Raw genomic sequence first — 20,634 nt, forward strand, 5'->3', positions numbered from 1 at the left:
TAAAGCAAAATTATTTTTTTGCTCAAAAATAAAATACAAACTTAATATTAACTTTTTTAATATCAAAATATTATTCAGAAATAATTAAATTAATTCCAAAAAGGATAATATATATACTAAGCCATTATAATAATAATACTTTGTAAGTATTTTAATTTATTCTCAAATGGATTGAATCCTTTAAGGAGTTATGAATTTTGCTGGTTTGCATTATTGCCAAAAATCTTTCAAGTGCAATTCAATTTGTTTTTAATCGTAAACTAAATTCTTTTGTTTTACAAAATTTCAAAAACTAACAAATCAATATGAGTGTTGAAAAAAAAATAAAATCACTGGTCATTGTGGAATCGCCGGCAAAAGCCAAGACCATAGAGAAATTATTGGGTAAAGATTTTTATGTTACTTCGAGTGTAGGACATATTCGTGACCTTCCTAAAAAGGAAATGTCTATAGATATTAAAAAAGGCTTCATACCAAATTACGAAATTTCTCCGGAAAAGAAGAAAACAGTATCTGAATTAAAAAAATTAGTAAAAGAAAGTGAAACTGTATGGCTTGCTACCGATGAGGACCGCGAGGGTGAGGCAATTGCATGGCATTTGTGTGAAGCTCTTGGACTTGATTATAAAAAAACAAAGCGCATAGTGTTTCACGAAATTACTAAAACAGCTATCAGTAAAGCTATCCAAAATCCAAGAATCATAGATAAGAATCTGGTTGATGCCCAGCAGGCAAGGCGTGTTCTGGATCGCCTTGTTGGTTACGAACTTTCGCCTGTTCTTTGGAAGAAGGTCAAGAAAGGACTGTCTGCAGGAAGAGTTCAGTCTGTTGCGGTGAGATTAATTGTCGAAAGAGAGCGTGAGATAGAAGATTTTAAATCAGAAGCTTCTTTTAGAATTATTGGTGAATTTCTGACTGAAGAGAATAAAAAATTCAATGCTGAATTAAAAAAACGCTTCAAATCTCTTGAAGAGGCAGAGAAATTTTTAAATCATATCAAAAATTCGACTTTTACTGTGTCAGATTTGATTGTGAAGCCGAGCAAGAAATCACCTTCACCTCCATTTACAACTTCTACTCTCCAGCAGGAAGCCAGCCGCAAATTAGGTTTCTCGGTAAAGCAGACTATGATAGTTGCTCAAAAATTATACGAATCCGGAAAGATAACTTATATGAGAACTGATTCGTTAAATTTATCTGATGATGCTCTCAATAATGCAAAAGATTTTATTTCAAGTGAGTTTGGCAAGAATTATTCAAACCTTAGAAAATTTAAAACCAAGAACGAATCAGCACAGGAAGCACACGAAGCAATCCGACCAACTGATATTTCTGCATCTGAAATCAAAGGTGAAAGAGACCAGTCAAGATTATACGAATTAATATGGAAAAGAACTGTAGCAAGTCAGATGGCTGATGCTGAACTTGAAAAAACGACCGCTAATATTGAAATTTCAAATTCTGAAGAGCTTTTTGTAGCAACAGGCGAAGTTATCAAATTTGATGGCTTTCTGAAGGTTTATATTGAAAGTTCGGATGAGGATAATGGCGAAGAAAATGGGTCAAAAATGCTGCCGAAAATAAGGCAAGGTGAAAATCCTGAAAGAGAAAAAATCACCGGCAGACAGGTTTTCAAGAATCCACCTGCCAGATATACAGAAGCAAGTTTGGTGAAAAAGTTGGAAGAATTGAGTATTGGAAGGCCATCTACTTACGCTCCGACAATTTCAACTATTCAGGACAGAGGCTATGTTGAGAAGGGTGACCGTGAAGGTAAAATCAGAGAATACTTTACTCTTGAGCTGGCAGAAAATCAGGTTACAATCACAAAAAAATCTGAGACAACAGGCAGTGAAAGAGCAAAATTATTTCCAACTGATATGGGATTAGTTGTAAATGATTTCTTGGTTAAATTTTTTCCGGTAGTTGTGGATTTTAATTTTACTGCAAAAGTAGAGGAAGAATTTGATGAGATAGCTGAAGGAAAAATTGAGTGGCAGAGTATGATAGCAGGATTTTATCATCCTTTTCACAAAACAATTGAAAGTTCAGACGGTATTTCTCGTGAAGAAGCCGTCCAATCGCGCGAACTTGGTACTGATCCTAAATCAGGACGTCCAATTTATGTAAAAATCGGTCCATACGGTCCTATGTTTCAGCTAGGCGATAAAGAAGACATTGAAAAACCCAAGTTTGCATCTCTTCCAAAAGGTATGAGAATGGAGCAAGCAACAATATCTGATGCTCTTCAGTATTTTGCCCTCCCAAGAAAAGTTGGTTTAGCTTCTGACGGCAGCGAAATTACAGCTCAGATAGGAAGATTCGGACCTTATGTTAAGTTAGGGTCAATCTTTGCATCTATAAGCGAAGATGAAATATTTACTATCACACCTGAAGAAGCAGAAGCAAGAGTCAATGCAAAAAAAGAATCATCACAAGGTGCAAATATTAAAGAATTTCCTTTAAATGATAATATCAAAGTCAAGAAAGGTAGATTTGGTCCTTATGTTACCGATGGAAAAACAAATGCAAAGATTCCTAAAGGTACAGAGCCTGCTTCATTAACTTTGGAAGAATGTTTAGCATTGATAGAGAATTCGTCTTCTAAAAAGAAAACAACCCGCCGAGCAAAAGCATAATATTTTTGATAAATTTGAACAAAAGCATATAATTCAGATTGAGTTATATGCTTTTTTCCAGTTAAATGAAACATTTTTGAGATTTATGTGTCTTAATGTTAAGATATTTGCAATAATAATTATTTCTAATAAATATATATAAAAAGTAATATGAAATTGAGAAGAATATTAGCTATCATTTTGATTACAGCAGCATCGTATATTTTGATGGGCAGTGCTTGTTCTAATTATACGAATTTCACAACTTACTTCAATACTTTTTATAATATGGAACGGCTTACTTACGAAGCCGAAGAAGAATTTGAATTTCAGGAAGAAAAGCGCAGAGTCCAACCAAGGGTATTTGTACCACAGCCCGAAATATTCGTATCTGAAGAAACTACAATGGGTCCTCCTGCATTTTTGACCGAATTTATAGTTAGTAAACAAAAACGTCAGCCTGTACAGGTAAAACTTGACTCAATAATTATAAAAGGTTCAAAAATTTTAGCAAGAAAAGGAAAGAGCGATTATGTCGAAGGTTCGCTCTGGCTGATGGCTAAATCATTCTTTTATCAGGAAGACTGGCTAAATTCTCAGCTCAAATGCAGTGAACTTGTAGATAAATTCCCTGACGGTGATTTATCGCCGGATGCACATCTGCTTTATACAAAAAATTTATTGATTCAGAGAAAATTCTTAGCAGGCGAAGTTATGCTTTCGCGAACTGTTGATATCGCTTGGCAGAAAAAACGCTATGATATTCTATCGGAAGCTTTTAGAATTGAAGCTGAGCTTGCACTGCTGAATAATGACCACGAAAAAGCATTGAGACCCTACCGAAATGCAATATCGCAGACTGATGACGGCAAGATAAAAGCCCGCTGGCAACTTGATATGGCGGCTCTTTTATTTAGGATTCACAGATTTGAAGCTGCTGAAGCCGCTTTCAGACTTGTTCACAGATATTCACCTGAATATATTCAAAAATTTGAAGCATATTTATATCAGGCTGCATCATTGGGTCGCTTAAAACGATATGATGAAGCTGATGAAATACTTAGAAAGTTAGAGCGAGACGGAAAATATGAAGAGTGGATTGCTCACACTAAAGTGCAGCAACTACAGATTGCACGATTGAAATGGCTTGATACAAATTATGTACCTAATCAAGACGAAGTTAAGTATACAACAGAAGAACTTGCGAAATTTGAAAAAACCGTTGATTCTGCATATTCAAATAATCCGGCATTGCTTACATATTATTACGAAAAAGGACAAAATTATTACGATAGGAATGATTATGTAAGAGCAAGGTCAATGTTTGCTAAAGCTCGTGTAACAAGAACGCCTGTTTTCAAAACAGCGGAAAAAATGTTCCAGCTTATGAATACTTGGGATTTGAAGCAAAAAGCAGCTGAACCACTTCTGGCTAAATTGAAATCCGATGAAAGTGAAGTTACTGATTCAACGCGGCTTGAGCTATGTTCTCATTTGTATGCAATTGGTAGAATTCATGAGGAATTGGATAATAAAGATTCTGTTGAATATTATTTCAAATTAGCTGTAGATAATGCTCCTCTTCGACAGCCGGAAAGTTCGCAGTATTATTATTCTTATTCCCGAATTATGAAAGAAAAAGATGCATTTCTTGCAGATTCACTTCTGGAAATTATTGTCATGAATCATCCATTGACAGAATTCGGCAAAGATGCTCAGCTTCAGTTAGGTTATACAAGTAATTTCGTTATTGATACAGTTGCAGAATTATATACATCCGGATTGAATTTAATGCGGCATGGTGATTATAATTATTCTATAGACCAATTTTCCAAAGTATATTTCAAATACCCTAACTCAAAATACACTCCTGCTTCGGTTTATACAATCGGATGGATTTATGAACGATATTTAAGGCTTCCGGATTCTGCTCTTGCATATTATAAAATTCTGCTTGATGAATATCCTGAGACAGAGCACGCCAAAGAAGTAAATTTAGGCGTTGCTTACAAAATGGCAGTCAATACAGGTGAAATACCCGATTCACTTAAAGAGCGTGAGGTTGTATTTCCACCAAAACCGGTAACTCCTGAAAAAGGTAAAATTAAGCCGGAACGAAAACCACCTGTTCAAAAGCCAAATGCTTTGGACCCTAAACAGTTGCTTAAAGACCCGGCATCAATATTAAAAAGCGCCGAAAGCTTGATTTCTGATCCGGTGGAAATGCTTAAGGACATTGAATTTCCTCCAAAATTAATTGAAAATCCTGATGATATGATTCTTGAGTCACCGTCACAAACGCCAACTCCTCCTGACTCAAATACGTTTGTTGTGCCACAAGTTCAGGAACCAAAAAAGTAATTTTATTCATCTAAATTAAATTATTTTAAAAATTAATATGTTTCATTCTTTAAATTAACGATAAATTAACAATAATTTTATAGTTTTGAATATATTTATTATTCAAAATTGAAAAAAGAAAAATGGAAAACGAAATCATTGATAACATGAATGAAAATTTACCGGGCTTTAAAGCTCCGGCAGCAAAGTTAATTGCTGTAGTTGATGATGAACCTGATATTACAGAACTTTTATCAATTCATCTTACAAAAGCCGGCTACAAAGTCAAAACTTTTGAAGATGCAAACGGCTTATTTAAATTTTTAAAAACAAATACACCTGATTTATTTATTCTCGACCTTATGCTTCCCGATGCAGATGGTTTTGAAATCTGTAAATATTTAAAAAAAGAGGATAAATTCTCTTCAATTCCCGTTATAATGCTTACTGCGAGAATTGATGAAATGGATAAAGTTTTAGGACTTGAACTCGGTGCTGATGATTATGTTACAAAGCCCTTTTCGCCTAGAGAACTTACTGCAAGAATTAAAGCTGTGCTTCGAAGAGATGAAAAAACTGTGAAATCAAAAAAAATCGTTGTAGGAGATTCCCTTACAATAGACCTTCAGAAGTATGATGTTCTTCTTGATGAAAAGAAAATTGAACTTACTTCAACCGAATTTCGTATTTTGAGACTACTATCAGAGCGTAAAGGCTGGGTTTATTCACGCGAGCAAATTCTTGATTATTTAGGTGCTCAGGATAAAGGTGTTTTGGACAGAACTATTGATGTGCATATAAAAAACTTGAGAGAAAAACTCGGAGAAGCCGGTAAATTCATTAAAAATATCCGTGGCATTGGATATAAATTAGAAGACTAATGAAATCCTTATCATGGAAGATATTTTTTGGATTTCTATTGGTAATTTTTACTTTTACCGGACTTATTATGTTTTTTTCATATAAAACAATCAAGCAGTATTATGTAGCAATTGCAATCAAAAACCTACAAACATATAATGATATAATTTCTAGCAATATAATTGAATTCTATGATAAGAATCAACTTAATGAACTCAGAGCATTTTTAATTGATATTGGAAGCAAAACACAAACCAGAATTACAATTATTGATAGTAAAGGTAATGTTGTTTCAGATTCGGATATTAATCCTCAACTAATTGACAATTTATCTTCAAAAATAGATGTGGAGCCTTTAATTTCCGGCTCAGAAATTTCTTACTATTACTTAGACCAAAGCATATTGCATGTTTCAAGCAGAGTCAACATATCGCCTGATGATTTTATAATTCTGAGAGTCGGGATATTTTTCTCTGAAATTATTAATATATCTAAAATTTTAAGAAGTGAAATACTTCTAATTGCAATATTTATAATAATTTTCGCTATTGTATTTGTTTTGTCCTTTTCCTATAAAGTAATAAAACCTATAAGCGAGCTCACCCGTGCATCCAGAAAAGTCGCTCTCGGTGATTTTGACAATAAAGTTTTTATTCCCGGTAATGATGAAATATCACATCTTGCCAGGAACTTCAATCAGATGACTGAAAAATTAAAGGATTATTTTGTCCTTGCCGAATCTCAGCAGGATCAGTATCTTACTTTAATTAGTTCGCTGCAGGCTGGATTAATTGTGCTTGATAAACAAGGTAAAATTGTTATCCATAACAAGAGCTTTGAAAATATATGCAAGACAAACATAGTCAAAGGCAGATTTGTTTGGGAGCTGATTCCTCCAATTGAATTTGGAGATTTAATTAAAGCTGTGGTAAAGAAAAAGAAACATATTACAAAAGAAATAGAATTTCATAATTTGATTTTCATTTGCAGTGCAAATTATATAGAATCCAAAAGTGAAGTTGTAGTACTTTTCCATGATATAACAAGTATAAAAAAACTGGAAAATGTAAAAAGGGATTTCGTTGTAAATGTTACTCACGAGCTCAGGACACCACTTACTGCAATCAAGGGTTTCATTGAAACTCTTGAAGATGATATCGGCTCAGGCCAGGATATTACACCCTACATCGAAATAATAAAAAGACATACAGAAAGATTGATTAGTATCGTGCAAGACCTTCTGACACTTTCTGAGGTAGAACAAAAAACATCTCACATCCAGTTATCGAAGGCAAATATAAGTACTTTATTTGATAGTATGATACGTGTTTTCGAGCAAAAAATTAATACAAAAGGTATCAAATTAATTACTGAAATTGAAGAAGGTTTGCCTGAAGTAATAATTGACCCGTTCAGAATTGAACAAGTGCTCATAAATCTTATTGATAATGCGATTAAATATACAGACTCAGGATATGTCAAAATCACTGCATGTCGAAACGACGGCTTTTTAGTATTAAAAGTCGAAGATACCGGATTAGGCATTCCAAAAGAACACCACAACCGACTTTTTGAGAGATTCTATACAGTTGACAGATCTAGGTCAAGAAAAGTTGGTGGTACAGGTCTTGGGCTTTCGATTGTCAAACATATCATTTTACTTCATGAGGGTGATATAAGTATTGAAAGTGATGCCGGCAGAGGTACAAAATTTATAATTCAGATACCACAAAAAGAGTTTGTTATCAAAGGGAAATTATGATAAATCTTGAGACTGCTTTCGAGATGGAATTAAATATTTTGAAAGGTGATATTTCGAGCTATGTTTCTCTAATTGAGACTATGCTTGACAAGGCTGTAAACGGATTATTCAGCAAAAATACGGATTTGCTTAATGAGGTAATTTTCAGTCATGAACCAAGAGCAAACCGGTTAGAAATAATTATTGATGAAAAGTGTATATCACTTATAGCAAAATATTCACCCAAAGCATCATCACTCAGGAATATTCAATCATTGATGAAAATCAATCTTGATCTGGAAAGAATGGCAGACCATACTGTTAATATAAGCCGTGATGCGATTGATTTATTGAATATTTCTCCAATTCTTTCCCATTTCGAAATTGCTCAAATGGCTGAAGGAACAAGGCAAATGATTCTGTCAGGTTTTAAATCATTCATAGTTCAAGATATTGATCTAGCAAGGCATGTTTGCAATTCTGACAATGAAATTGATTCATACAGGCAAAATATTATGGCTGAAATCATTGCAACAATGAAATCTGACCCAAAAACTATTGAAAAGTCACTTCATTATATCAGTATAATAAGAAATATTGAACGCATTGCCGACCTTGCAACAAATATTGCAGAGAATTCAATTTTTGCAATAAATGGCAATACAATCAAACATTCTTATAAATAATTTTAATTTTTGAACTATTTTTATTACTTTCAAATTCTTGAATTTTGTATTTTAGTATAATTATGTCAGAAATTAAATCTCGCGACAATAATATATCACAAAACGAGGATTTAAAAGTAATCGAAAGAATTCTTGCAGGTGATAATAATGCATTTGGTATTTTACAAAAAAAATACCAAAATGTACTTTCATCCTTAATCAGAAAAATGGTCAAAGACGAAGACGATATAGATGATTTGCTTCAGGAAACTTACATAAAAGCATATAGAGCAATGGATAGATACAAGTCTGATTTTACTTTTTCTGCATGGATTTATAGAATTGCATCAAATACTTGTATTGATTTCTTGCGAAAAAAACGACTTAATATTATTTCTCTTGACAAGCCAATTGCAGGGAAAGATGACGACGATGACGCTATTTATATGGAAATCGAGGATAATTCACTGCAACCCGATACTGAGTATATTAATCAGGAAAGAGTTAAAGCTCTCCAAACTGCTATTGAAAATCTGCCCGAAAAGTATAGAATCATTATCAAATTGAGGCATGATGATGAAATGGATTATAACGAAATATCTAATCGGCTGGATATGCCGTTGGGCACCGTAAAAGCACATTTGTTCAGGGCTAGAAAGATGCTGTTAGATGATTTGAAGAGAATTAATTATATGTTTACTGATTAGCTTTTCCTAACAAAATATCCAATAAATTTTTTAATAGTAATATTTTTACTATTTTTGTTTTTCCAAATTTGTAAAATTTATTATAGAATTAATGAAAATCAGCGGTTTCTCATTTGTAAGGAATGGAACAAAATTATATTATCCTGTTAAAGAGTCTGTTCAGTCAATTTTACCAATTGTAGACGAGTTTGTTATTGCTGTCGGCAATAGTGATGCTGATGACAAATCCCGTGAAGATATATTATCTATTGGAAGTGATAAAGTCAGGATTATTGATACAGTTTGGGATGAAAAATTCATGCAAAAGGGTGCAATACATGCTTTACAGACTGACATAGCTATGAATGCCTGTTCAGGTGACTGGTTATTCTATCTGCAGGCAGATGAAGTTGTCCATGAAAACGACTTGCCTGTGATAGAATCTCGCTGCAAGGAATTCCTTGATGATGATGAAGTAGAAGGATTTCTGTTTGATTACTATCATTTCTGGGCTGATTACGAGCATTATCATAAGTCTCATGGATGGTATCCCTATGAAGTGAGAATTGTGAGAAATAATCCGAAAATACACTCATGGGAAAGTGCTCAATCATTCAGATATTTTGAGCATTACGAAAAGCCCCACCAAAATGAAGGGACACGCAAATTAAGGGTTGTTAAGGCAAATGCAAATATTTACCATTATGGATGGGTCAGACCTCCGGAACTAATGCAGGCAAAAAGTAAAGCGATTGATTCAAATCACAAAGGAATCGAAAAAGCTAACGAGTTATATATCAATAAACCAAAAGAATTTGATTATGGTCCACTAAATCGGGTTCAGAAATTTGAAGGGACTCATCCAAAAGTAATGAAGAATATGATCCAAAGGCACCACTGGAAGGATAAACTCCAGTATTCAGGTGCACCTGATGCTCAAAGAGAACCACACATGCATGAGAAATTCAAATACAGACTTGTTACTTTCATCGAAAATAAAATTTTAAACAGACCTGTGGCAACATTTAAAAATTTTGAGCTTCTAAACAAGTAATATGGAAAAAATATCAGTTGTAATTATTGCCAAAAATGAAGAGAAAAACATCTCAAGATGCCTTGAGTCTGTGGCTTGGGCTGATGAGATTATACTGCTTGACAATGGCTCAACTGATAAAACTATCGAAATTGCCCAAAAATTCGGATGTAAAATTTATGATGGGGGAGAGTGGCATGGATTCGGAATCGCCAAGCGTAGAGCCGTGAATTATGCAAACTTTGACTGGATTTTATCTCTTGATGCTGATGAAGTTGTATCAGGGCAGTTGGCTGAAGATATAAAATTAATTCTAATTAATCCTACATTCAATAACTTTAAAATAAAGCGTAAGTCATTCTATCTAAGTAAATTAATTAAATATTCGGGTTGGCAGAGAGACTATCCTTTAAGACTTTTTAATAAAAATTTTGCAGGATTTAATGAAAAAAAAGTTCATGAATCAGTTATAACAACTTACCCGGTTGGAAAAATCGAAAGCCAGATTTTTCATTATACTTATGATGATTTGAATTCACATTTTCAAAAAATGATACTTTATTCTGACCTCTCTGTCGAAGAAAACAAAGGAAAAAAAGTATCAAAAATTGGCATAATTTTTAGAGGATTCTGGAAATTCATCAATACTTACTTTCTTGATAAAGGCATACTTGATAGCAGACAAGGCTTTATTTTGTCTGTAATGTCATCAATCGGTGTGATGATTAAGTATCTTAAAATTTATGAAAATGAGTCGGAATGAAAAATCTATCTGTACTTCACCTTGATTCTGAGTCTTACTGGCGAGGCGGTCAGCAACAGGCATTTTATCTTCATACGTATCTTTTAAATATGGGAATCAACTCGAAATTTATTTGTAAAACCAATTCGGAAATGCATATAAGACTAATTGAAAAGGATGCACCATTTATTGATTTGCCAATGAGTAGTGAATTTGATTTATTTTCAGCATTTAAAGTAGCTCAGTTGGCAAGGAATAATAAATTTGATGTCCTGCACTGCCATTCATCCAAATCCCATTCAATAGGCTTAATGTCCAAATTATTCTTTTCCAAACCAAAACTTGTTGTATCACGCAGAGTAGAATTTCCAATTAAGAAAAATATATTAAGCCAAAAGAAGTATTTCTCCGATAATTTAAATAGAATTATTTGTGTTTCGGAGGCAGTTAAACGCTCACTTCTTAAATCCGACTTACCTGAAAACAAACTATGTGTTATATATGATGGTATTGATTTGAATAAATTGGAACATAAATTTTCTGATAAAATCAAACAATTATACAATATCTCCGATAGCGAAATTGTTATCGGAACAATTGCAGCATTTTCAGTTGAAAAAAATTACGAGGGTATGCTTAGTGCTATTGCACCTATTTTGCGAGATAAATCCAACGTCAAATTTTGCGCCTTAGGTTCAGGTGAAGATTTCGAAAAGATTAAAAATTTATCAGTTAATCTTGGTATTTCGGAAAAATGTATTTTTCCGGGGTTTGTTAATAATGTTGAGGATTATTTAAAGGTTTTCAACATTTTTACTCTTTTCTCTAAGTCCGAAGGTCTTGGCTCGTCCATACTTGATGCGATGGCAATTGGATTGCCTGTTGTTTGCTCCAAAGCAGGGGGTATTCCAGAAATAGTTAAGCATAATGAGAATGGATTTCTTGTTGAAATTGGGGATAATATTTCTTTAAACACACGTTTGAATCAATTAGTTAATGATACTGTTCTTAGAAAGAAAATGGGTTTAAGATCAATTGAAATATCAGCAGATTTTTCAATTGATAAAATTACAAAAAGACATATTGACTTGTACCATGAATTAATATTATAACCTTAAAATTCTTTATTATTTATCAGGAAAAAATCAATAATAAAGGTATATCTAACATGCATTGTAAAAATAACAAAATATAAATGCTGGATACTTCTTTAATCCATTTTTTATATAAATATGTCCCGACTATTTGATAAAACTGCCGGGACATAATTTAATAGAAATAATATGAATATATAAAATATTAGATATAATTCTTTATTGGTATTTCACCTTTAGTAGCATAATAAACGCCTTCAGTGAGCGCCTGCATTTCGTCTTCTCCCGGATAAATATGAACAGGTGCAAGGAATGCAACTCTTTTGTTTATCCATTTTGTGAGTAATTCTGAATATGCAAGACCGCCGGTAATGAGAATTGCATCAATTCGCCCCGACAGCACTGTAGCACATGCACCAATTTCTTTAGCAACCTGATATGCCATTGCAAGATAAACCATTTGAGCTTGGTGGTCTTCATTCTCAATTCGTTTTTCGACTTCTGTGCCATTGTTTGTACCAAGATATGACACCATCCCACCCGCTCCTGTAATCATCTTGCGAACTTCATGAAGCTGATATTTCCCGGAAAAGCATAATTTAATTAGTGAGCCGACCGGAAGACTTCCGGTTCTTTCGGGTGAAAAGGGACCTTCTCCATCCAAGCCATTATTTACATCAATAACTCTTCCATTTTTGTGGACACCAACAGTTATACCTCCACCGAGATGAACAACTATAAGCGAAAGCTCTTCATATTTTTTCCCATGCTCTCGAGCGAATCTTCTCGCAACTGCTTTTTGGTTAAGTGCGTGGAAAATACTAACTCTTGGCATTTCCGGACGCCCGGAAAATCTGGCAATTTCATCGAGTTCGTCAACAACTACAGGGTCAACAATATAAGACTTGTCTTCCTTTCCGGCACTTTTGGCAATCTCAAAAGCAAGTATTCCACCAAGGTTTGATGCATGCTCACCCATAATACCTTTTCGCAGGTCACGAAGAAGTGATTCGTTTACTTTGTAAACTCCACCCGGAATTGGCTTCACAAGACCTCCACGTCCAACAAAAATGTCAATTGATTTAGGGGAGTCATTTTGTTCAGATAGAAAATCAAGAATGCAATTTTTACGAAATTCATACTGTTCAATTATTGAATTAAATCCTTGCAAATCCTCAACACTATGTCTGAGAGATTTATCATACTTCAAAACCAAATCGTCAAATACTGCAATTTTCGTAGAAGTAGAGCCCGGATTAATAGCTAAAATCTTCATTGTTTTTCTCCGATTATTTTAATATGATGCCGCAAGTGCAATTGACATTAATTTGCTTTTGTCCGAATCGGCTCTAGATGTAAGAACTATTGGTACAGATGCACCCAGAATTACAGCAGCAACTGTTGCACCTCCAAAATATGTAAAGCTCTTGTAAAGTGCATTACCAACTTCGATATTTGGAGTAAATATCAAATCGGCATCTCCTGCAACATCGCTTATTATTCCTTTATGCTCTGTAGCTTCTCGGCTGACAGCATTATCAAATGCGAGTGGACCGTCAATAATGCATCCTTTGATTTGTTTTCTACGATTCATCATAGTGATAATAGCAGCATCTGTTGTCGCAGGCATTTTTGGGTTGACACCTTCGATAGCAGCAATAAGTGCAATTTTCGGATTCATAATACCCAAGCGATGGAACAAATCGACTGAGTTATTAATAATAGCCACTTTCTCGGTAATATCCGGAGCTAAATTTTGAGCAGCGTCAGTCAGTGCGATAACTTTATGATAAAATGGTGTTTCAAAAAATCCAATATGTGAAAGAAGTTCCCCTTTTCTGAGTCCTAACTCTTTATTTAATATTGCTCTCAAATAATCGGCTGTATTGACAAGCCCTTTCATCAAAATTTGTGCAGCATTATCCCGAATTAAGCAAACTGCTGTTTTTGCTGATTTTGCCGGGTCGTTTTCATCAATAAATTCATATTTTGATATATCAATATTTGCTTTATCTGCAATACTTTTTATTTTATCATGATTACCCACTAAAATCGGGTCTGCTATTCCTTCCTTATATGCTGCATCTACAGCGAGAAGTACTGGCTCATCCTCAGCAGCTGCAACTGCAATTTTCTTGTGCGATTTTTGTTTCGCAATCTCTATAAAGCTATTTAAATTTTTAAGTTCCATGATGTCTCCAATAATGATATTTTAATCACAAAATTTTCAATTTCTCTAATAACAAAAATACAAAAAAAGAATGTGAAAATGAAACAATGTTTATTAATTTTTAGTAAATTTAGATAATTATCTAATTTTTATTTACTTTTTTCGTCTTTTTAAAAATGGTGATATATTTTGTTTCATCTTTTTAATAAAGGTAATATTAACATGGCACTAAAAGTTGCGATAAACGGTTTTGGACGTATCGGAAGATTAGTTTTCCGGGAATTAATCAATAGAAATGCAGATGTCGAATTTGTAGGCATCAATGACCTTACAAGTGCAGCCACTCTTGCACATTTATTTAAATATGACTCAGTACACGGCAAATTCAAAGGTGAAGTTTCCGTTGACGGAAATAACATAATTGTCAATGGAATTACTATACCTGTATCAGCTGAAAAAGAAATTACAAATATTCCTTGGCGGAATGTTGATATTGTTATCGAATCAACAGGTGTGTTTACTAAACGCGACCAATTGCTAAAGCATATCGAAACATCAGGAGCAAAGAAAGTTGTTCTCACAGCACCGGCAAAAGATCCCCTTGATGCAAGTGTAGTGCTTGGTGTGAATGATTATGTTATCAAAGGTGATGAAAAATTACTTTCGAATGCATCTTGCACAACGAACTGTCTGGCTCCTATGGTGAAAGTGCTAAATGATGAATTCGGTCTTGAATCTGGATTTATGACTACAATTCACGCTTATACTAATGACCAGAGGATTCTCGACCTTCCTCACAGTGATTTGCGCAGAGCACGTGCTGCTGCAGTAAATGCTATTCCGACTACAACAGGCGCTGCAAAAGCAGTTGCTGAGGTTTTGCCGGAAATGAAAGGCAAATTAAATGGATATGCTGTTCGCATTCCTGTACCGGATGGCTCTCTGACTGACTTAACAGCCGTTCTTTCACGCGAAGTAACTCCTGAAGAAATCAATATTGCAATGAAGAAAGCTGCTGATGGACCGATGAAAGGCATTCTCGAGTATTCAAATGAGCCGCTTGTTTCAAGCGATATCATAGGAAATCCTCATTCATGTGTTTTTGATTCACTGCTTACACAAGCTCGCGGTACACATATTAAGATAGTTGGCTGGTACGATAATGAATTCGGTTACTCAAACAGAATTTGTGATTTAGTTCTTAAGCTTAAAGATTCTATCTGATTTTTTAGAGAATACTTTTCAGAAATGAAAAAGTCAGTCCATAAGTATTGGGCTGGCTTTTTTTATTTCTATTGAATATTATTATTTAGATTGTGCAAAACATCTTTTATCTGCACATATTTTGCCTTAGCCCTCTCAACAGTAGCATTTCTATACGACTCATCCTCATGATACTTCTTTTTGTATCGTTCTTTGATTTTGTTACGATACTCTTCGTCTTGCTGATATTTATCTCTTAGTTTTTTCAGAATTTTCTTCTTGTTGCGTTCGTAGTAAGTCTTTTTCATAAATTCTCAAGTAAAAAAAAATAAAAGTAATAAATATTTAAAGAATTCAAAAAAAAATAATTATTAAAATGACAATTTCAGGTTACATTTTATTACTTAGATGGATCTTAATATTTATCTTCACAAACTATTCAGAAGAACGAAATGTCCATAATACTAATTGAAAAAATATTATCAATTAGCAAAGTATAAGTAAATAATAATATTAATATTTAAGGTTGCAGGAAAGCTTTAGTTACAATTAAGTGAATTGGATTTGAAATTTCAAATAAATGTGCGAAACAGCTCGTCCATATTCACTATCTGTTTACAAGAAATTTTATTGTTTTATTGATAGTTGGGGTTTTTAAATTTATAATATACACACCATTTGAAAACTTGGTTGAATCAACAGTTAGTTCTATATTTCCTGTTTCATTTATAAAGTTTTGATATAAAACAACATTTCCTATAGAATTTGTTATAATTAACGAAGTAAGTCCTTTTTCAATTAGATTAAGTAAAATGTTCAAGTCATTAGAAACAGGGTTAGGGGATACACTTATTATGTTTTCTGAACCACTTGGATTCAATAGTCTAATTCCGCCTTCGAAGCATATTCCCAAAAGTTTGAAGCTGCCATTAACTAAGCTTAAATTCCAAAAGCTATTACTGAATTTAGCATTGTCTATTTCAAGTTCACAATTTTCGGCATTGCCAAGTCCAACTTTAAATTTTATTTTTTCAATAACATTGTTTGAAACATCATATAAATTCAAATCTCTGATTTCGATTTTAGCTAATCTATCATTTATGTGATTAGCAATATAACCTACTGGATTTATCAAAGTAGGATTGAAGTATAAATCAAATGATATTTGGCCAAAATCTAATAAGTTAAAATTATCAGGATTATTAATCATTATCGGAATAATAATTTCATCTCCCGGAAAAGCCTCGTAGCTGCCTATTGATAAGTTTAAGGAAGAAGGAAATGGTAAGCCTGTGAGTTGAACCTCTTTTATATAATTACATTCATCAACATTAACAAGAATGGATTGATTGTAAACATTAGTGTCAAGTGGATTAAATTCAACTGTAAGGTCAAGATGAGAATTAGATTCCAAATAATATGGAAATGGATTTTCTATAATTCTAAAAGGTTCAATAATATTTGATATACCATTAATTGTAATATTCCTTTCAGATGAATTGAATAATCTCAACTTATCTTGGCTGGTATAACCCAATACAGATTTTATTTCAATATTATTTGTAGTCAATTCCGGGAAAACAACAGTGCCCTTCAAGGTGATTTCTAACTTTCTATGGCATATATCGTCTGTTAAAGTGATTTTTTCAACTATTTCTCCGACATTATCAAAACCTTTGAGTATAGCTCTGATTTTTTGAATCTGACCGATTTTAAGATTGACTTCCTTGCTGACAAGTTCTATATTATTTGTTGAACTGATAAGTGCCGATACATCTGTAGTACTTTTATTTTCGATGGTAAATTCAAATTCGATTTCTTCATTAGGGCATAAAACACCAAAATCTATAAATTCTTCAGCTGATAGTTCAACTTTTTCCTTCTTACCGATTATTTCCATAACAAATACTGAATCAGGAACAGCATTTGATGTAACTTCTAAATAAGTGGTTTTCTCGCCAATACTACCGGGACTAAAATCAATCAGAATTTCGGTACTGTCGTTTGGAAGTATTGTTACAGGCAGGATTTTATAAACATTAAAATCATTTTTATCAGGTCCTGTCAAGATTAATTTATTAACAATAAGAGGTGTACCACCAATATTATAAAGCAATATTTCTGTTTGTGCTGTCTCATCGCAAAGAATTTCGAGAGAATTTTGAACACTTGAACTAATTTTAGGAAATGATATTATACCTTCACCAAACAATTGAATTTTTGCAGGTGATCCAAAACTTTCGTAATCAAATAGTATCGTTCCATTAGTTCTGCCCTCCATTGCAGGCGTAAACCTTATATCCATATATCGTGTTTCACCGGGCTCAAGAGAAAAATCTCCGCCGCCGGATATAGTCATAAAGTCTCTGTCATTAGGATAGCTGTGCCTTGTATTTTTTATAACGATGACTTCATCGCTTACATTTTTTATTGTTGCTGATTTTAATGTATCTTTACTGCTTCCGATTTCAACTCTTCCGAAATCAATGATACTTGTTGATAATTCTAACGGGTTATTAACACCTTCTCCACGTATTTTTTTGTATATCTCTTCATTCTGCGTAACAATAACAATATCAGCATTGTACACTCTTCCTTCTTTTGGTGAAAATCTAAATTCACCTGAGTATGAACTGTTTCCTTCAACATGATACACCGGTAAGCCAGATACTAAAGAGAAAGCAAATGCATCGTTACCCCGAATATAAATTGAATCAACTCTGAATTTCCAGTTATCTTTGTTGAAGACAAATTCATTTATAGTGGAATCTTTGGATTGTCCGACATAGCACAGATTCAAATCAATATCAAGAGCATCTGCCATCGGCTTAACTATTGAAAATGTATTGTCAGAAATATCCGATTGGATTTGAATATCATCTAATTCCCACACTTTTACAAGATTATCATCTCCTCCGGAAGCTATCAAAATTCCGAATGGGTCAAACCTTACACTCCGGACTCCATAAATATGCCCTTTTAAAGTTGTTATTAATTCACCTGTTTCGAAATTCCATGTTTTTACAGCCCCATCAATGCCTGCAGATGCTATTCTCATCCCATCAGGACTAATGGCAATACTATAAATAGTTGACTGATGTGCTGATATCGTCCTTATATGTTTGCCTGTTCTTGAATCCCAAATTCTGATTTTCCCATCAATGCCTGCTGATAAAACCTTAGTGTCATCAGGGCTAAATTGAACTGAATATATGTAACTCGTAAAATCCGAGATTGACAAAAGTTCAATACCGGTATTTGCATCAATAACCAAAACTTTTCCAACTGTTGTACCGACAGCAATTCTGTTGCCTGAATAATCATAATCAATATTTAAAATATTTCCATTGATTTGAATCTGTTTTTCAGTAATCCAGGTATTTGTATTCCAAATTTCGATTAAATTGTACCCTGCACTTGCGAGTTTTTTCCCTGACGGATGGTAAACAACTGAACTTACAGTACCATTACTATGAAAATTATTAATTGCTTGTCCCGTATTTAAGTTCCATAGATATAATTCTCCCCAGGCTCCGGATACAAGAAAATTATTATCGGGACTAAAAGTAAGACATTCAACCGAATTCCAGTTACCCTCAAGTTTTTGAATCAGTTTACCCGTATATGCGTCATTTATGTGAATGGTTTTATCATCACTGCCAGATGCTACATATCCTCCGTTTGGACTGAAAGCCACACAATTTACATCATTTGAATGCAAATCAGAAGTCCACAAACAATGATTCTCATTGCTGGACTTTTTCTTAACTTGCAGGACTTTAACTAAGCATTCATTGCTCACAGGAGGTGGAATATCTTCCCATTTATACATCAGGTTGCTGGCATTATCAGCTATTTCAATCCAATTCTTACCATTATCAATGCTATATTCGAGAGTAACTACTTCAGATGGAATTATTCCTTCCCAAGTAATAACAGTATCACTGCCTATAACAAAAAATTCATCACCATTTGGGTGAGTGAGTTTTAAATTTTTTGGAATATTAAAATTATTATAATACCCTCCATTCATAGAAAAAAATGAATTGCAAACATCAGAAAGGATTTCAAAACCAACATAATTAAATGATGAGTCTTTTGGCAGATAAGATAATTTTATATTTTTGGATGTATTTTCTGGTATATTTAGCGGCAGAATTAAATCTCTAAATTCAAAATCAGTAGTAGAACCAAATTTTTGATTTATAGATGCAATATTAAAATCAGAATTAATTGCTATTAAAGTGATTGTTGTATCATATCTTATACCTAATTCTCTTCTACCAAATGTAATTTTATAAGGAGTTACTTTCAATTCAGCTAAAGAATTGTCCGGAGGGAAATATTCGCTGTAACCTTGAATACCATCCCATAATAAATCAACTCTGGTTTTTTCGGAGAAGCAGGTATTATTGCTCAACCACTCAATCGTGCAGGGAGAATCATTTTGAACAATTTGTAAAATATTTTTATAAACTTCTTCAATCTCACTTATGGTTCTAATCCTGTCAAACCAAAGACCGCCGGTTTGTAATGCTACATCCTTTAAATCGTTTGGACAATAACCTTCAAGAGTTACGACATAAATTTTGCAATTTTGGCTGGCGGCTAATTCAAGAACCTCTCTTTTCATTGTCAATTCTGCCATGCCATCAGTTAATAATACTATTACTTTGTTATTTTTGCCGGAGCCACTTATAAGAAGAGCTCCTGCCATAGGATCAATCAGAGCGGCATTAAAACTTGTAGCGCCATCAGGATTCAATTTTTTAATTGATTCTGTAAGCATTTGTTTGTGAGTTGTAAAATCCTGTATTAAATAGTTGAAATGGTCAAAGGATGTTATTGCACATTCGCTGACACCTAAGGATAAATAATTTATCCACGCATTAGCTCCTGCTTTTGCCAGTTCCAGATTTCTGCCCTCCATCGAGCCACTGACATCTATTGTAAGTACGCTTGAGATTGGTTTGGGAGGCTGGGGAGTAGGGCAGGTAACTGATATAATCTCCCTTTCTACATCGTTCTCAAATATTTTTAAATCTTGCCGGTTAGGTATGAGTTGAATTTCTTCTTCATCAAAAGCATAAAAATTTGCTTTAATTATGGGGAAATTCCTTGAATCAATATTATACAATTTTATTTCTTTGCTAAAAAATAAACCTGGTAAAAACCAAATAAACATTAAAACTGTAATCTTGACTTTCATTATATTTTTCACATAATTAGTTGTAAGCTATTGTTTCTTATGAATTTGATCAGAGTATATTTTTACTTTACTTACCTTTTTCCTTAAACTTTGTACAAAATATGCTCATCTTCAAACTAATAACATAAATAAAACAATTTAGTTACATAATTAACAGATTATTCCTGTAATTATTTTAAATTATCAAATTTATATAATAAAAATATTTTGAAGTATGAATCCAAACAACAAATATTTAAAAAATATAAGTAAAAAAATCAAAAAAATGACTA

Annotated in this window: 14 protein-coding genes; 10 read left to right on the plus strand and 4 right to left on the minus strand. The window is 33.4% G+C overall.

All coding sequences use genetic code 11. The features are described 5' to 3' along the window. The first annotated feature begins 305 nt into the window (after window positions 1-305). The 9 genes from topA (at window position 306) to KF896_01835 (ending at window position 11,798) form a co-directional block, all read left to right on the plus strand. Window positions 306-2,639 carry a type I DNA topoisomerase gene (topA, locus tag KF896_01795; GenBank protein ID MBX3042426.1) on the plus strand — a complete coding sequence of 778 codons (2,334 nt, stop codon included), beginning with the start codon at window positions 306-308 and terminating at the stop codon, window positions 2,637-2,639. A 150-nt stretch (window positions 2,640-2,789) separates the two neighbouring features. Further along, a complete protein-coding gene (locus tag KF896_01800) occupies window positions 2,790-4,979 on the plus strand; it encodes a tetratricopeptide repeat protein (protein MBX3042427.1) in 2,190 nt (729 codons plus the stop codon). Between the two features lie 146 nt (window positions 4,980-5,125). Next, the gene (locus tag KF896_01805; GenBank protein ID MBX3042428.1) at window positions 5,126-5,839 is read left to right on the plus strand and encodes a response regulator transcription factor; all 714 of its coding nucleotides are present in this window, start codon (window positions 5,126-5,128) and stop codon (window positions 5,837-5,839) included. Further along, window positions 5,839-7,581 carry a HAMP domain-containing protein gene (locus tag KF896_01810; protein ID MBX3042429.1) on the plus strand — a complete coding sequence of 581 codons (1,743 nt, stop codon included), beginning with the start codon at window positions 5,839-5,841 and terminating at the stop codon, window positions 7,579-7,581. Before KF896_01805 ends, KF896_01810 begins: the two co-directional genes overlap by 1 nt. Beyond that, on the plus strand, window positions 7,578-8,246 hold the full coding sequence (phoU, locus tag KF896_01815) for a phosphate signaling complex protein PhoU (GenBank protein ID MBX3042430.1): 669 nt from the start codon (window positions 7,578-7,580) through the stop codon (window positions 8,244-8,246). Before KF896_01810 ends, phoU begins: the two co-directional genes overlap by 4 nt. A gap of 62 nt (window positions 8,247-8,308) precedes the next feature. Continuing rightward, on the plus strand, window positions 8,309-8,932 hold the full coding sequence (locus KF896_01820; protein MBX3042431.1) for a sigma-70 family RNA polymerase sigma factor: 624 nt from the start codon (window positions 8,309-8,311) through the stop codon (window positions 8,930-8,932). 91 nt (window positions 8,933-9,023) lie between these two features. Next, window positions 9,024-9,965: a hypothetical protein gene (locus tag KF896_01825; protein MBX3042432.1), complete on the plus strand. Its 942-nt coding sequence runs from the start codon at window positions 9,024-9,026 to the stop codon at window positions 9,963-9,965. A 1-nt stretch (window position 9,966) separates the two neighbouring features. Further along, entirely contained in the window at window positions 9,967-10,707 is a 741-nt protein-coding gene (locus KF896_01830) for a glycosyltransferase family 2 protein (protein ID MBX3042433.1), read from the plus strand. Then, on the plus strand, window positions 10,704-11,798 hold the full coding sequence (locus KF896_01835; protein MBX3042434.1) for a glycosyltransferase family 4 protein: 1,095 nt from the start codon (window positions 10,704-10,706) through the stop codon (window positions 11,796-11,798). The genes KF896_01830 and KF896_01835 overlap by 4 nt, the downstream gene beginning before the upstream one ends. Before the next feature lie 187 nt (window positions 11,799-11,985). On the opposite strand, the gene buk is transcribed toward KF896_01835, so the two are convergent. Together buk and KF896_01845 are read right to left on the minus strand one after the other, a co-directional pair. Further along, window positions 11,986-13,056, minus strand: coding sequence for a butyrate kinase (buk, locus tag KF896_01840; GenBank protein ID MBX3042435.1), 1,071 nt, complete (start codon window positions 13,054-13,056; stop codon window positions 11,986-11,988). A gap of 18 nt (window positions 13,057-13,074) precedes the next feature. Then, the gene (locus tag KF896_01845) at window positions 13,075-13,971 is read right to left on the minus strand and encodes a bifunctional enoyl-CoA hydratase/phosphate acetyltransferase (protein ID MBX3042436.1); all 897 of its coding nucleotides are present in this window, start codon (window positions 13,969-13,971) and stop codon (window positions 13,075-13,077) included. A 201-nt stretch (window positions 13,972-14,172) separates the two neighbouring features. Between KF896_01845 and gap the strand changes: the two genes are divergently transcribed. Beyond that, entirely contained in the window at window positions 14,173-15,174 is a 1,002-nt protein-coding gene (gene gap, locus KF896_01850; protein ID MBX3042437.1) for a type I glyceraldehyde-3-phosphate dehydrogenase, read from the plus strand. Between the two features lie 68 nt (window positions 15,175-15,242). Here gap and KF896_01855 read toward each other — a convergent pair whose 3' ends face one another. Together KF896_01855 and KF896_01860 are read right to left on the minus strand one after the other, a co-directional pair. Next, a complete protein-coding gene (locus KF896_01855; GenBank protein MBX3042438.1) occupies window positions 15,243-15,461 on the minus strand; it encodes a hypothetical protein in 219 nt (72 codons plus the stop codon). Between the two features lie 299 nt (window positions 15,462-15,760). Then, window positions 15,761-20,362 carry a choice-of-anchor D domain-containing protein gene (locus KF896_01860; protein ID MBX3042439.1) on the minus strand — a complete coding sequence of 1,534 codons (4,602 nt, stop codon included), beginning with the start codon at window positions 20,360-20,362 and terminating at the stop codon, window positions 15,761-15,763. Between the last annotated feature and the right edge of the window lie 272 nt (window positions 20,363-20,634).

It is taken from the genome of Ignavibacteriota bacterium, assembly GCA_019637995.1.
Classification (GTDB): domain Bacteria; phylum Bacteroidota; class Ignavibacteria; order Kapaibacteriales; family UBA2268; genus JANJTB01.

Excerpts from the sequence above, each read along its gene's own strand:
- KF896_01825 (MBX3042432.1), top strand. The coding sequence starts at position 9,024 with ATGAAAATCAGCGGTTTCTCATTTGTAAGGAATGGAACAAAATTATAT.
- KF896_01835 (MBX3042434.1), top strand. The coding sequence starts at position 10,704 with ATGAAAAATCTATCTGTACTTCACCTTGATTCTGAGTCTTACTGGCGA.
- buk (MBX3042435.1), bottom strand. The coding sequence starts at position 13,056 with ATGAAGATTTTAGCTATTAATCCGGGCTCTACTTCTACGAAAATTGCA.
- topA (MBX3042426.1), top strand. The coding sequence starts at position 306 with ATGAGTGTTGAAAAAAAAATAAAATCACTGGTCATTGTGGAATCGCCG.
- phoU (MBX3042430.1), top strand. The coding sequence starts at position 7,578 with ATGATAAATCTTGAGACTGCTTTCGAGATGGAATTAAATATTTTGAAA.
- KF896_01800 (MBX3042427.1), top strand. The coding sequence starts at position 2,790 with ATGAAATTGAGAAGAATATTAGCTATCATTTTGATTACAGCAGCATCG.
- KF896_01855 (MBX3042438.1), bottom strand. The coding sequence starts at position 15,461 with ATGAAAAAGACTTACTACGAACGCAACAAGAAGAAAATTCTGAAAAAA.
- KF896_01830 (MBX3042433.1), top strand. The coding sequence starts at position 9,967 with ATGGAAAAAATATCAGTTGTAATTATTGCCAAAAATGAAGAGAAAAAC.
- KF896_01860 (MBX3042439.1), bottom strand. The coding sequence starts at position 20,362 with ATGAAAGTCAAGATTACAGTTTTAATGTTTATTTGGTTTTTACCAGGT.
- gap (MBX3042437.1), top strand. The coding sequence starts at position 14,173 with ATGGCACTAAAAGTTGCGATAAACGGTTTTGGACGTATCGGAAGATTA.
- KF896_01805 (MBX3042428.1), top strand. The coding sequence starts at position 5,126 with ATGAATGAAAATTTACCGGGCTTTAAAGCTCCGGCAGCAAAGTTAATT.
- KF896_01810 (MBX3042429.1), top strand. The coding sequence starts at position 5,839 with ATGAAATCCTTATCATGGAAGATATTTTTTGGATTTCTATTGGTAATT.
- KF896_01845 (MBX3042436.1), bottom strand. The coding sequence starts at position 13,971 with ATGGAACTTAAAAATTTAAATAGCTTTATAGAGATTGCGAAACAAAAA.
- KF896_01820 (MBX3042431.1), top strand. The coding sequence starts at position 8,309 with ATGTCAGAAATTAAATCTCGCGACAATAATATATCACAAAACGAGGAT.